The 13,827-nt window shown below is 73.6% G+C and carries 9 protein-coding genes; 5 read left to right on the top strand and 4 right to left on the bottom strand.

The genetic code is table 11. The features are described from left to right. Positions 1–27: 27 nt before the first annotated feature. The gene (locus JOE63_RS07705; protein ID WP_204540359.1) at positions 28–4,134 is read right to left on the bottom strand and encodes a polysaccharide lyase family 8 super-sandwich domain-containing protein; all 4,107 of its coding nucleotides are present in this window, start codon (positions 4,132–4,134) and stop codon (positions 28–30) included. Positions 4,135–4,680: 546 nt separating this feature from the next. Here JOE63_RS07705 and JOE63_RS07700 point away from each other — a divergent pair. The 3 genes from JOE63_RS07700 to JOE63_RS07690 are packed head-to-tail and all read left to right on the top strand — an operon-like array spanning position 4,681 to position 8,147. Next, positions 4,681–6,021 (top strand): M20/M25/M40 family metallo-hydrolase, encoded by a 1,341-nt coding sequence (locus tag JOE63_RS07700; RefSeq protein WP_087471392.1) that lies wholly within the window; start codon positions 4,681–4,683, stop codon positions 6,019–6,021. Positions 6,022–6,081: 60 nt separating this feature from the next. Continuing rightward, entirely contained in the window at positions 6,082–7,575 is a 1,494-nt protein-coding gene (locus JOE63_RS07695; RefSeq protein ID WP_087471391.1) for an MFS transporter, read from the top strand. Then, a complete protein-coding gene (locus JOE63_RS07690; protein WP_087471390.1) occupies positions 7,572–8,147 on the top strand; it encodes a hypothetical protein in 576 nt (191 codons plus the stop codon). Before JOE63_RS07695 ends, JOE63_RS07690 begins: the two co-directional genes overlap by 4 nt. Positions 8,148–8,247: 100 nt before the next feature. Here JOE63_RS07690 and JOE63_RS07685 read toward each other — a convergent pair whose 3' ends face one another. Next, on the bottom strand, positions 8,248–9,510 hold the full coding sequence (locus JOE63_RS07685) for a cell division protein PerM (protein WP_204540356.1): 1,263 nt from the start codon (positions 9,508–9,510) through the stop codon (positions 8,248–8,250). A gap of 81 nt (positions 9,511–9,591) precedes the next feature. Between JOE63_RS07685 and JOE63_RS07680 the strand changes: the two genes are divergently transcribed. After that, on the top strand, positions 9,592–10,437 hold the full coding sequence (locus tag JOE63_RS07680) for a patatin-like phospholipase family protein (RefSeq protein ID WP_204540353.1): 846 nt from the start codon (positions 9,592–9,594) through the stop codon (positions 10,435–10,437). Then, a complete protein-coding gene (locus JOE63_RS07675; protein ID WP_307839990.1) occupies positions 10,434–11,492 on the top strand; it encodes a 1-acyl-sn-glycerol-3-phosphate acyltransferase in 1,059 nt (352 codons plus the stop codon). The genes JOE63_RS07680 and JOE63_RS07675 overlap by 4 nt, the downstream gene beginning before the upstream one ends. 102 nt (positions 11,493–11,594) lie before the next feature. On the opposite strand, the gene sucD is transcribed toward JOE63_RS07675, so the two are convergent. Both sucD and sucC read right to left on the bottom strand, forming a co-directional pair. Beyond that, the gene (sucD, locus tag JOE63_RS07670) at positions 11,595–12,485 is read right to left on the bottom strand and encodes a succinate--CoA ligase subunit alpha (RefSeq protein ID WP_087471388.1); all 891 of its coding nucleotides are present in this window, start codon (positions 12,483–12,485) and stop codon (positions 11,595–11,597) included. A 37-nt stretch (positions 12,486–12,522) separates the two neighbouring features. Then, a complete protein-coding gene (gene sucC / locus JOE63_RS07665; RefSeq protein WP_204540351.1) occupies positions 12,523–13,692 on the bottom strand; it encodes an ADP-forming succinate--CoA ligase subunit beta in 1,170 nt (389 codons plus the stop codon). Between the last annotated feature and the right edge of the window lie 135 nt (positions 13,693–13,827).

Below are 13,827 nucleotides of genomic sequence, written 5' to 3'. Positions count from 1 at the left end.
CGACGGCCCGGCCGCGGCCGCCGCGGCTCAGCCGCAGCGCTTGGCCTCGTACGGTGCCTGGACCGTCACCGGCTCGCGACCGGGTGCGGTGGCCGTGATGCTCACCGCTCCGGCGTCCACCACGGCCGCTCGGGAGCTGAACGACTGGTAGGCGTTCCCTCCCGGCGCGACCGCGGCGTACGTCCGGTCGCCGAACGGTGTCGACAGCACGATCGCCGCTGTCTGCTCGTCCGTGTTCGTCGCGCGCACCGCCACGTAGGCCGTGCCGGCCAGGCAGCGCGCCGTCACCTCGACGGTCGGCGCCGTGGTCACCGGGGCCCGCTCCACGAGACCCTCGAGCGCCGCTGCGAGGGCCGCCGTCTTCTCGTCGACGTCGCCCTGGGTCGCGCCCTCCGCACGGGCCGCCTCCTTCGCTGCCTCGAGCGCGGGCAGCAGGGGGGCCCAGCTCTCGGGCGTGTACTGCCTGCTGTCCAGCGCGTCGGCCTGCGCGACGAGCCGGTCGAGCTCAGCCGTGTCGACCGCGACGACCACGTCGCACCACGCCATCTCGTCACCCTTCGCGTGCGTGACCAGGACGGCGGTCCTCCCGGCCTGGCCGGTGGCCAGGTCGAGCTCCACGCGCCCGTCGCCGACGCGGGGGTCGCCCACGACCGACGCCACCGACTCGTCGAGCGAGAACGCGATGAACTCGTCGTCCGGCTCGAGGGGCGTGACGCTGGCCGTCGCCACCGCCCTGGACGCGGGATCCGCGGCCACGGGCGACGCGTCGCACTGCAGGTTGTACCCGCCGTACACCTCGAGCTCGAAGATCGAGAGCCCGTACTTCGTGACGGGCAGGCCGATCACCCGGACGTAGCGCACGTCGGACCCGGGCAGGTCCACGACGTTCCGCAGCTCTGCCGAGGTCTTCTCGACCCGGGCCAGCTGCTCCCAGGTCCGGCCGTCGAGCGACCCTTCGACGCGGAAGTCGTTCGACGTCGCCGCCTCCCAGGTGACGACGACCTGGTTGATGCTGCGGGTTCCCTCGAGGTCGACCTGGAGCCAGCGCTCGATCGTGTACGGCGCGTCCTGGCGCTGGGAGGACCAGCGCGTCGTGAGGTTGCCGTCGTTGGCGTTGCGGGCGCCGGCGGTCGCGTTGTAGGTCGAGTCGGCCTGGACCGGGCGGGCGAGGGCCAGGTTCTCCCGGCCCGCCGGCACGGTCGGCGCGTCGACGACCAGGTCGTCGGCGAACACCTCGAGCTCCCACAGCGAGACGCCGTACTGGGTCGTGCTGCGCTGGACCGTCTGCATGCGCACGTAGCGCGCCCGCTCGTCGACCGCGACGGCGTCCGTCCCCCCGTCGCTGCCCGCGCCCGTCGTGGCGTAGGCGTCGCGCCAGGCGGTGCCGTCGTCGGAGACCTGGATGCGGTACTGGCGGGCGAAGGATGCCTCCCACCACAGCCGCACGGCGCCGATCCGCTGCACGGAGCCGAGGTCGACCTGCGCCCAGGCGCTGTCCGAGAGGTTCCCGCTCCAGCGGGTGTCCATGTTGCCGTCCGTGATGCTCGCGGCGGCCCCGCCCGACGAGCCGGAGGCGGTCGCCGACCGACCGAGGGCGAGGTTCACGCTCGAGTCGACGTCGAGCTCCCGGACGGCGTACCCGTCGTCGCCCGGGCCGTCCAGCAGCACGAGGCGGACGAAGGCGGCCGCGGTCGGGGCCAGTTCGAGCCGGGTGCGACCCCCGGCGCCGTCCTGCACGAACCGGTGGTCGGTCCAGGTCGCGCCGTCGAGCGACGTCTGCACCAGGAAGCGCGACGCGTGCTGGTCGCCCCACGACACCGTGGCGCCGGTGACGAACGACCCCGGCGCGAGACGCCTCGTCAGCCACGCCGTCCCGTCTCCGCCGGAGCGCCAGGCCGTGGCGTCGTCCCCGTCGCCCGCGAGCGCCGCGCCGTGACCCTCCAGCGCGCTGCTCGCGGTGAGGTCCGAGTCCGTCCCGGCGTCCGACGAGAGGGGCGCCGTGACGGTCTTGCCCAGGCTCGCGCCGGAACCCAGGGCGAACGTGCCGCGGTGCTCGCCGTCCGGACCGCCGAGCACGACGGAGACGACGAGGCCCGGCCGGTCCGGGTTCGCGACGCTCGCCACCGGGACCTCGCCCGACTCGTCCACGAGGACGATCGCGGGCTGGTTCACCTCGAGCGTCCGGCCGGCACCGAGATCGAGGCTCCCTGCCTGGTAGAACGTCGCCATCGTGCGCCGGAGCCCGGCGTGCCGCACCGCCTGCACCGCGGCGTCGTTGCGGAGCACCTGGACGGCGGGCGCCGCGGCATAGGCCTCGACCTCCTGCGGGGAGGCGGCGGGGAGCACCACGTACTCGTAGCCGGCGTCGCTCGGACGCACGCCGTGGTCCACGTAGAGCGTGAAGGCGTCCCGGCTCACCGGGTCCTGACCGACCCAGCTCCCCGTCTGCGCCGTGTTCGAGACGAGCACTCGCTGACCGGCCGGGAAGACGTAGCCGACCTCGTCGTTGTAGGCCCACGACGGACCCTCGAGCGCAGCGCCCACGGTCCCCGGAGCGACGGGTCGGCCGTCGGCCGAGGCGTTGTCCTTCGCCACGGCCTGGTTCACCGTCGTGTGCACCGGCGCGTCGGACTCCGAGCGGATACCGGCGCCGAGCGCGACCATCTCGTCGTCGAGGTAGAAGTAGCTCTTCCTGCCCTGGGTGTCGGCACGGTCGAGGCTGTGCACGCTCACTCCGTAGGTGCCGTCCGAGACGCCGCCCGTGAAGCTGCCTCCGTTGCCCGTCCGGCCGGCCGTGCCACGCGTCTGCTCCTTGACGTAGGGAGCGGTGACGCCGGGGTAGTGGAACCAGTCGAACGCCGGACCGAGGTCGACGTACTCCCGGTTGGTCACCTGGATCGCTGTCGCGCCCGCCGCGTTCCACACGATCTCGTTGCCGACCTCCGGGCGGAAGGTGGAGCGGTACTCGCTGCCGACGGTGCGGCTCGAGTTGAGCCGCGTGAAGATCCCGTACCCGTCGCGCAGGTGGGACGAGAACTCCGACCGCCAGAAGTACTTGTTCCCGGTGACACCGTTGGTCCGGGTCGTGCCCCTGATGCTGTCGATCAGCTCCTGGTAGTCGGTCGCGTACAGCGGGTCCGTGCGCTCCATCTTGGTGAGCGGCTCGAGGAACTCGGCGGCGTACCCCGTGACGCCGCCGACGGTCTTCGGCTCTCGATATCCGAGGTACAGCATGCCGACCTCGCCGCGAATCATCCACCGCGTGCCGTTGACGACGTAGAACGCGATCGTGTCCAGATGCTCCCGGGTGAACGCGAGACCCGTGCCGCGCGCCGCGTCGGCCCACAGCGCCACGTTGGTGAAGAGCGCCATGCCGTACCCCTCGCTGTACAGCTGCGCCCCGTGCGCCCAGAAGCTCCCGTCGGGCTGCACCGCCTCGTTGGTCGCCCCGGAGCGGTCGACGGCGACGGTCTGGACCATGGTGTCGAAGCCGGACACGATCTTCTCGTGGTCGCGGGTCGCGAGCGCCTCGAAGAGGTAGTTCGTCGTGCGCCACGCACCGTTGGCGCCGACCGGGTCGAGCCTGCCGGTGTTGTGCTCGAGCGCGACGGCCTTCGCCTCGGGGCTCAGCTCGTCGCCGAGGAAGACGGTGAGACGCCCCATCGCCATGGACTCGCCGATCTCGGTCTCCCACCAGTTCGTGTTGCCCGGGTCGACCGCGTCCCAGTGCACGAGCGCGCGCTCGACCGCGGCGAGGACTGCGGGGTCCTCGAAGCCCGCGGCGTCGGGGTCGCGGTAGGCCTGGGCGAGCGCGAGCATTCGGTAGAGCGCGATGTATGCGGACCAGGTCGCACCGTTCGCGGAGCTCGTCCGGTCCGCGTAGTCGACGTCCGGCCACGATCCGTCGGCACCCTGCGACGCGACGTAGTCGAGAGCCTCGGAGGTACGTGCCAGGTAGATGCCGTTCGCGATGATGACGTCGTCACCCTGCCCCAGGTAGTACTCCCGGAGGCGCGACGTGATCGTGTCGACGTCGTCGCCGGGCGGCGCCGCGCCCGCGGGCGCGACGACGAGTCCGACAGCGCTCAGCACGAGTGCCAGGAAGGCGGAGATCAGGGCTCTGACGCTTCTCATGGGGTGCTCCCTTGTGGTGGTCCGTGGCGCGCGCACGGTGCGGTCGGGGCGGCGCGGGCCGACGTCGGTCGTCGTCCGTCGGGAGCAGCGCAGGACGGGTCGCCTCTCGGCACGGGCGCCGACGGCGGTGCCGGACTTCTGACGCGTCATCGCGCAGGTGCTCCTTCACGGTGAGGCGGCCCGTGCCGCCTCCGACGGACGGTTCGACCGCCTGGCGAGGCGCCAGGCGGGTCGCGTCCTGCCTCGCCTCCTGTGGCGAGGTCGCCGGCCGCGCGCCCACGGGTGACGCCTCCCTGCGCCGACGGTGACGTGGCGCTAGTAAACCGGTTCTTGACAGCGCAGTCAAGATGGCACCAGCTTCCTCTGCGCACGGAGCGATGGGGAATCCACACGGAACTCTCGGGCTAGGCGCGAGGCGCCGCATGCTCCGTGGCAGATCCCTTCCCGGGAGTCATGGCGTCGGACTAAATCGGTACAGGCGTGATGGGCCACGGCACAGAGATCCCCCGTCGCCCGCTCGTGACATCGAGTCTCTAGGGTGGGGCCATGACGACCGCTCCCGTGACCCCTCGGCCCGGTGCCGACGAGCGCCTCGCCCGGCTCATCCGGATCCCCACGGTGTCCGCCGAGATGGAGGAGCGAGGCCTCGCGCCCTTCGACGAGCTCGTCGACCTCCTGCCCGAGCTCTACCCCCTGGTCCACGCGCACCTCGACCGCGAGCGCATCACCGACCTCGGGCTGCTCTACCGGTGGCGCGGCCGGTCCGACGAGGCGCCGCTCGTGCTCATGGCGCACTACGACGTCGTCCCGGTCGACGAGAGCGACGCCTGGACGTACCCGCCCTTTGAGGGGCGCGTCGCCGACGGCTGGGTCCACGGGCGCGGCGCGCTCGACGACAAGGGGCCGCTCGTCGTCGTGCTCGAGGCGGTGGAGAACCTGCTCGCAGCCGGGTTCACGCCCGCGCGCGACGTCTACCTCTCGTTCGGCGGCAACGAGGAGTCGCACGGCGCGGCCGCCGCGGCGATCGCCACGACCCTGCGCGACCGCCGCGTGATCCCGTGGCTCGTGCTCGACGAGGGCGGTGCGGTCACGGACTCGCCCCTCCCCCTCGTCCCCGGGAGCGCCGCGATGATCGGAGTCGGTGAGAAGGGCGTGCTCACGCTGCGCCTCACCGCGCGCGGCGAGGGCGGCCACGCCTCCGCGCCGCCCACGACGACGGCGGTCCGGCGGGTCGCGCGCGCCGTGGAGCGCCTCGGCCCGCGCACCTTCCCCGCGCGGACGCCCGTCGCGATCTCGCGCATGCTCCGCCTCTTCTCCGACCGCGCGACCGGACCGGCGCGCACCGCGCTGCGCGCTCTCGCTGCCGCGCCGCCCGTGTCCGCGCAGACCTTCGCCGCGATGGGCGGCGAGGCCGCCGCGATCGTCCGCACGACCGTCGCGCCGACGATGCTCTCCGGCGGCACGGCCGCGAACGTCCTGCCCTCGCAGGCGTCCGCGACCGTCAACCTGCGGATCGCGCTCGGCGAGACCGTCGCGGGCACCGTCGAGCGCGTCCGGCGGCGCGTCGACGACCGGCAGGTCCAGATCGAGGTCGTCGAGGGCAGCGAGCCCTCTCCCGAGTCACCCGTCGACGACGAGCGGTTCGCCCTCCTCGCCGCGTGCGTCGGCGTCTCGCACCCCGACGCGCTCCCCGCCCCGTACATCACGATGCAGGCGACGGACGCGCGGCACTTCCACCGGTTCGCGCCCGCCGTGTACCGGTTCGCGCCGCTCGCGATGTCCGCCGAGCTGCGCGCGACCATCCACGGCGTCGACGAGCGCGTCGAGGTCGCCGAGCTCGGGCGGGGGGAGCGGTTCCACCGCGCCCTGCTCGAGCGGCTACCCTGACGCTCCCCCACCTCACGGGGCGCGCGACGACGCGCGCCTCCCCACGCAGAAGGAGCAGCGATGGCTCGCTCGCTCACCGGGCGCCTCGCGGGTTCGACCCTCGCCGGCGTCGTCGGGTTCCTCGCCTTCGTCGAGCTGACGAGCGGCGTCCTCCAGGGCTACTACACGCCGATGCTCACGGACATCGCGCGGCACCTCGGCGTGCACGACGCCGACGTGAACTGGCTCGAGGGCTCCCAGCTCATGCTGTCCGCGCTCGTCGTGCCCGCGCTGGCCAAGCTCGGCGACATGGTCGGCCACCGGCGCATCCTCCTGTGGTCGACCGCGGTCACCGCGGCAGCGTCGCTCGTCCTGCCGTTCACCGACTCGTTCACGGTGTTCCTCGTGGCGTGGGCCGTGCAGGGGTTCTACGTCGTGTGGCTGCCCCTGGAGATCGCGCTCGTGTGGTCGCGCGCCCGACGCCTGGCGAACCCCGCCGCCGTCACCGCGCGGGCCGCCGGCGTCCTCGTCGCGGCGCTCGAGACCGGCGCCATCCTCGGTGCGCTCGCGGGCGGTGCGCTCGTCGACGCCCTGCCGCTGCGCGTCGTGCTCCTCGTCCCGGCGTTCCTGGTCGTCGTGTGCTTCGTCGTCGTGCTGCTCGGGGTGAAGGAGTCCCCCGACCCGGCAGGCGGACGCTTCGACACCGTCGGCCTCGTGCTCGTCTCGCTCGCCCTTCTCGCGCTCACCGGTGGGCTCAGCCTGCTGCGTCTCGAGGGCGTCGCTGCGGTCGCACCCTGGGCGCTCGTGGTGCTCGGGGTCTTGTTGCTGTGGCCCTTCGCCCGGTGGGAGCTGCGCCAGGACGACCCGCTCGTCGACGTCCGCATGTTCCGCTCCCCCACGCTCGGCCCGGTGTTCCTCACCGCCGGCCTGTTCGGCGTCTCCGTGCTCGGCGCCCAGGCGCCTCTGTCCACGTTCGCGCGCACCGACCCCGCCGAGCACGGGTACGGGCTCGGCACGACCGGCTTCCAGACGTCCCTGCTCATCGGCGTCTACCTGATCGGCATGATCGTCGGCGCGCTCTCGTACCCGCGCGTCGCCCGGCGCGCGACGCCGCGGCTCACCCTCGTGGGCGCGTCCACCCTCGTGGGAGTCGGCTTCCTGCTCTTCCTGCCGTTCCACGCGACGTACGCGAACGTGCTCACCAACATGGTGATCGTCGGCCTCGGGTCCGGCGCCCTCGTCGCCGCGCTGCCCGCGGCGGCCGCCGCCGCCGCGCCCCCGACGCTCACCGGCGTCGCGACCGGCCTCACCAACTCCGTGAAGACCGTCGGTGGCGCGATCGCGTCCTGCGTCTTCGGCATCGCGCTCGCGGGCGCTGCGCTCCAGGGCGGCGCGACCGGGAGCACGGCCGGCTCGTTCGGCGGGTACGTCACCGTCTGGGTCGTGTGCGGGACGACGGCGCTCGTCGCCGCGGTCCTCCTCCTCGCCGTCGTGCCACGCCAGGCCTTCACCGACCCCGCCACCGCAGCAGCCCCCCTCCAGGGCAAGCCCACCGCACGGTCGTCCGCGGCATGACTGCTCCGACGCCGCTGCTGCCCGTCGGCCGAGAGCGCCTCCGCCGCAGGGAGGCCGCGTGGTGGTGGCTCGCGGTCCCCGCCGTCGTCCTCCTCGCTGCCGTGGTCTTCGTCGTCTGGACGATCGTGTCGTTCGCGACCCACGACGCGCTGGAGCTGGTCGAGGACGACCAGATCCTGGCCGCCGCCGCGGAACCCTGCGCGCAGGTCACGGAGGCTGGTGCCACGCTCGCGAGCGCCGCGACCGCTACCGAGCGGGCCGCCGCCGCGCTCCAGCTCGCGCAGGGTGCCCGCGCGCTCGCGACAGCCGTCGGCGCGGTGCCCACGGACGTGCTCGACGCCGACAGGCCGGCACGGTCATGGGCCGACGACTGGGCGGTGCTCGCAGACCGCCTCGAGGCATGGTCGGCGAGCGTCGCCGTCGGCGAGGACGCCCGCTTCGAGCTCCCGCTCACCGAGGACGGCTGGTCGGTGGTGACACGGATGGACCTTGCCGCCCCGCCCGACTGCCCCGTCCCGACGTCGCTGGTCGACCTCGACGCCACCCCGCCGCGCACGCCAGAGCCCGGCTAACGAGGGGCACCCGCCGCGACCACGGCGCCTGAGACCGCCCTCCCTCTCCCCTCCGCAACTACGGCTCTACCTCGGCGGACCGGGGCTCTACCTCGGCAGGTCAGGCCTCGTCGTCGAGGGGGTGGGCGTGGCGGCGGCCCAGCACGTCGAGTCGCGACCACAGGATCGCGAGCGCGGCGCCGCCGCCGATCTCGGCCGCGGCGAGCGCTCCGACGACGAGCGCGTCGGCGCCGACGACCTGGAGACGCCCGGGCCCGACGGCTCCGCCCGCGAGCCAGCTCACGACCCCGACGAGGAGTCCCGCGCCGAGCGCGACCCCGCCCACGGCGAGGCCGACGTCGAGCCACCGGACGTCGTCGTCGGGGTGGGTGCCGGTCACGTCGCGCAGGCGGCGCCAGACGAACGCCCCCGCCACGACCCCGAGGACGACGACGACCGCGGGCACCCAGGGCGTCAGGGGGTTGGTCCAGTCGTCGCCGGGCAGCGCGCCGAGGAGCGGGACCGCGGGCAGCGCACCCGGTTCCGAGCCGCTGGGTGCGAAGGTGCTGCCCTCGCCGACGGCGAATCCGGGCCCGACGAGCCACGCCCCCGCCCAGGCCACGACGTTCGGCAGGACGGCGAGCTGCGCGAGGGCGAGGACGATCCCGCCGACGGTCCCGGGCACGAGGCCGGCGACGATGTCGCCCGACGTCGCGCGCCCGGCGACGAGCCACGCCCCGACGACGACGGCGGAGACGCCGGCGAGCAGGCTCGTGGCCAGCAGCCCGCCGCGCAGGCCCAGCCGCACCGACGGCGGGAGCCACCCGTCGAGCCGGTGCGTGAGGTCGCCGACGAACGGAGCGTCCGGCCGCGCGAGGATCCCGGCGCCGAGCCCGAGCCCGCCGACGAGCGCGCCCCCGACGACGGCGACCGCGAGGCCCCAGGGCGGGGTGGACCCCGCGAGGAGCGCGACGCCCAGCGTCGCGAGCGCGTAGGTCACGGTGCCCGCGACCCACGCGGACGTCGTCGTGTGCGCGGAGCGGCGCGCGGACGCGAAGCAGCAGAACAGCGCGAGCGCGGTGAGCCCCAGCGGGACGAGCGTGACGGTCGTCCCGCTCGCGACGAGCGGGACCCCGTGGCCGAGGAGCCAGAAGCCCGCGGCGATCGTCACGGACTGGCCCCACCCCGTGCCCTCGGAGGACCCGGTGGACGACGCGAGGAAGGCCACGACCCCCGGCAGCACGACGACCGCGAGCGACAGCGCGAGGGCCTGGAGCGCGGCGAGCACGCCCGACGGCCCGCGCCGGACCACGACCGGTGCGGGGGCCGGGCTGCCGTCCACGGTGCGCGTGCGCGCACCACGCGTCGTGCTGGTGGTGCTCATGGTGCCCATCGTCGTCGATCGAGTGGTCGGTACGTGGCATTCGCCCCGGCGCGCCAGCCTACCCGCGCCTACGATCGGTCCATGACGACGGCGCCCACCCCCACCGCGTTCGTCCTGGGTGGCGGTGGCGTGCGCGGCGCGGTCCAGATCGGCATGCTGCGCGCGCTGCTGGAACGCGGCATCACGCCCGACCTGGTCGTCGGGACGTCGATCGGCGCGATCAACGGTGCGGCTCTCGCGGCCGACCCGACGCCCGCCGTCGTCCCCCGCCTCGAGTCGGCCTGGTCGTCGCCGGCGGCGGCTCAGGTCTACGGCGAGGCCTGGTACCGCCAGGTGCACCGGCTCGCGACGACGCGCACCCACCTCGCCAGCCCTGCCCCCCTGCGCGCGCTCCTGCGCCAGGTGCTCGGGGAGCGCACGACGTTCGCCGACCTCGCCGTGCCGCTCGTCGTCGCCGCGGCGTCGATCGAACGGGCGGCCGAGCGGTGGTTCAGCGACGGCCCGCTCGTCGAGGCCGTGCTCGCGTCGGCGTCCGTGCCGGGCGCGCTGCCCCCGACGCGCATCGGCGACGAGCACTACGTCGACGGCGGCGTGGTCTCGTCGATCCCGCTGGGCGAGGCCGTGCGCCGCGGTGCGCGGACGGTCTGGGTGCTCCAGGTCGGCCGGATCGAGGAACCGCTGCGGCCGCCCCGGACCGCGGTCGAGGTCGCGAAGGTGACGTTCGAGATCTCCCGGCGGCACCGGTTCGCGCGCGAGCTCGCCGAGGTCCCCGACGACGTGGCCGTCCACGTCCTGCCGAGCGGCGGGCCGCTCCCGGGCGACGACCGGCTCTCGTCGTCGCGTCGGCTCGACACGACGCGCGCCCGCGCCGCCTCGTCGTACGCGGCGTCGCGCCGCTACCTGGACGAGCTGGGCGGGGACGCGTGAACGTCCCGCCCCCGCCCCGGTGGGTCCGCCGGCTGGTGCTCGCGCCGGCCGTCGTCGTCCTCGCGGTGCTGCTCGTCCCGACGAGCATCATGCTCGTCCTGCTCGTCGGCGGGATCGTGAGCTGGGCCCTTCCTGGACGGCTCCGCGCTCCGCGCGTGCTGTGGGTCGCGAGCTTCTACGTCGTCTGGGACGCGGCCGCGCTCCTGGCCCTGTTCGGGCTCTGGGTGGGTTCGGGCTTCGGCTGGGCGCTGCACCGGCCCGCGTTCCGGCGCGCGCACGTGCGGCTCGCCGGCCGGATGCTGTCGGTGCTGTTCTGGCAGGTGCGCTGGACGCTGCGCCTGCGGATCGACGTCGACCTCAGCGAGGCGGACGGCCTCGACGGGGCACCGGTGCTCGTGGTGAGCCGCCACGCCGGGCCCGGCGACTCGTTCGTGCTCATGGACCGCATCGTGAACGCCGCGGGACGCGAGCCGCGCGTCGTGCTCAAGGACACGCTGCAGTGGGACCCCGCCATCGACGTCCTGCTCCACCGCGTCCCCGCGTGCTTCGTCGTGCCGCGCTCGCGCCGCCCGCACGGCGCGCCGTCGGGCAGCGAGGCGGTCGCGGCGCTCGCCACCGACCTCGCGCCGGACTCCGCCGTGCTGCTCTTCCCCGAGGGCGGGAACGTCACGCCGCGCCGACGGGACGCCCGGATCGCCGCGCTGCGCGCGTCCGGCGAGGACGGCCTCGCCGTCCTCGCCGAGGGGATGCCGCACGTCATGGCGCCGCACGTGGGCGGATTCCTCGCCGCGCTCGACGCGACGCCGACGACGGGCGTGGCGGTCGTCGCGCACACCGGCCTCGAACGTCTGGTCACGGTGCGCGACATCTGGCGCGAGCTCCCGATGGACAAGCACCTCACGCTCAAGATCTGGGCGACGCCCCGCGACGCGCTCCCGGCGGGCGACGAGGAGCGCGCCGCGTGGCTCTACGCGCAGTGGGTGCGCCTCGACGCGTGGCTGGCCGCCTCGGGAGCGCCGACGGTCCCGAGCGGCGACCGCGACCCGGCCACCTGACGTCGGGCGTCGGCCCGGACGCACGACGCCCCGCGACCGGGGACCGGTCGCGGGGCGTCGGGTGCGTGGACCCGGGTCGTGGGTCCTCCGGCAGACCCAGGGTCAGGCGAGGACCTCGCGCAGGAGCGCGGCGGTCTCGGACGGCGTCTTGCCCACCTTGACGCCGACGGCCTCGAGGGCCTCCTTCTTGGCCTGCGCGGTGCCCGCGGAGCCGGAGACGATCGCGCCGGCGTGGCCCATCGTCTTGCCCTCGGGGGCGGTGAAGCCCGCGACGTACCCGACGACCGGCTTGGTGACGTGGTCCTTGATGTAGGCCGCGGCACGCTCCTCGGCGTCGCCGCCGATCTCGCCGATCATGACGATCGCCTTGGTCTCGGGGTCGTTCTCGAACGCCTCGAGCGCGTCGATGTGCGTGGTGCCGACGATCGGGTCGCCGCCGATGCCGATGGCGGTCGAGAACCCGAGGTCCTTGAGCTCGTACATCATCTGGTAGGTCAGCGTGCCCGACTTCGACACGAGACCGACCGGGCCCTTGCCCGTGATGGTGTGCGGGGTGATGCCGGCGAGCGACTCGCCCGGCGTGATGATGCCGGGGCAGTTCGGGCCGATCATGCGCGTCTTCTTGCCCTGGAGGTAGGCCCAGACCTCGGCCGTGTCCTGGACGGGGACGCCCTCGGTGATGACGACGATGAGCGGCATCTCGGCGTCGACGGCCTCGATCGCGGCGTCCTTGGTGAACGCCGGCGGGACGAAGAGGACGGACACGTTCGCGCCGGTCTCGGCCATGGCCTCGGCCACCGTGCCGAACACGGGGAGCGTGACGTCGTTGCCCTCGTGGTCCTTGTGCGTGACGGTCGTGCCGGCCTTGCGGGCGTTGACGCCGCCGACGATCTGCGCGCCCGAGTCGAGCATGAGGGCGGTGTGCTTGGCACCCATCCCGCCGGTGATGCCCTGGACGATGATCTTGGAGTCGGAGTTCAGGTAGATCGACATGGTGTTCTCTGTCTCAGCTTTCCGCGTCGTCGGGCGATCAGGCGTTGGCCAGCTCGGCAGCCTTGTCGGCGCCGCCGTCCATGGTCTCGGCGAGCGTCACGAGCGGGTGGTTCGCCTCGCGCAGGATCGCGCGGCCGAGGTCCACGTTGTTGCCGTCGAGGCGCACGACGAGCGGCTTGGAGGCCTCGTCGCCGAGGATCTCGAGCGCGCCGACGATGCCCTTGGCGACCTCGTCGCACGCGGTGATGCCGCCGAAGACGTTGACGAACACCGACTTGACCTGCGGGTCGTTGAGGATGACGTCGAGGCCGTTCGCCATGACCTGCGCGTTGGCGCCGCCGCCGATGTCGAGGAAGTTGGCGGGCTTCACGCCGCCGTGGGCCTCGCCCGCGTACGCGACGACGTCGAGCGTGCTCATGACGAGCCCCGCGCCGTTGCCGATGATGCCGACCTCGCCGTCGAGCTTGACGTAGTTGAGGCCGTTCGCCTTGGCCTTCGCCTCGAGCGGGTCGGTCGACTCCTTGTCCTCCAGCGCCTCGTGGTCCGGGTGGCGGACCTCCGACGCGTTGTCGTCCAGCGTGACCTTGCCGTCGAGCGCGATGATCGAGCCGTCCTCGGTGCGGACGAGCGGGTTCACCTCGACGAGCGTCGCGTCCTCGGCCGTGAAGACGGTCCAGAGCTTCTGGATGACGGCCGCGACCGGGGCCTTGAGCTCCTCGGCGAAGCCGGCGGCGTCGACGATCTCCTGCGCCTTGGCCTCGTCGATGCCCACGATCGGGTCGACGGCGACCTTGGCGAGCGCCTCGGGGCGCTCGACCGCGAGCTGCTCGATCTCCATGCCGCCCTCGACGGAGCACATGGCGAGGTAGTTGCGGTTCGACCGGTCGAGGAGCACCGAGAAGTAGAACTCCTCGGCGATCTTGGCGCCCTGGGCGACCATGACGCGGTGGACCGTGTGGCCCTTGATGTCCATGCCGAGGATCTCGGACGCCTTCTCGGCGGTCTCCTCGGGCGAGTGGGCGAGCTTGACGCCGCCGGCCTTGCCGCGGCCGCCGGTCTTCACCTGGGCCTTGACGACCACGGTGCCGCCGCCGAGCTTCTCAGCGCCTGCGCGGGCTTCCTCGGGCGTCGTCGCGACGACCCCGCCCAGCACGGGCACGCCGTGCTTCTCGAAGATGTCGCGCGCCTGGTATTCGAACAGGTCCACCCTGCTGCGTCCTTCCGTCTGATGCGCCGTGTGCGGCATGACCGATGTCTCGACATCAAGACATCCCCGTACAGGGTAGCCCGGGAAGGCCGGGGCTCCTATCGATCGGCCGCGGACCGCGCCCGGTGCCGGGTG

The organism is Cellulosimicrobium cellulans, assembly GCF_016907755.1.
GTDB classification, from domain to species: Bacteria; Actinomycetota; Actinomycetes; order Actinomycetales; family Cellulomonadaceae; genus Cellulosimicrobium; species Cellulosimicrobium cellulans_D.
Note: the sequence above shows the minus strand (reverse complement) of the source record. Positions and strands in the feature narration are given on the sequence as shown.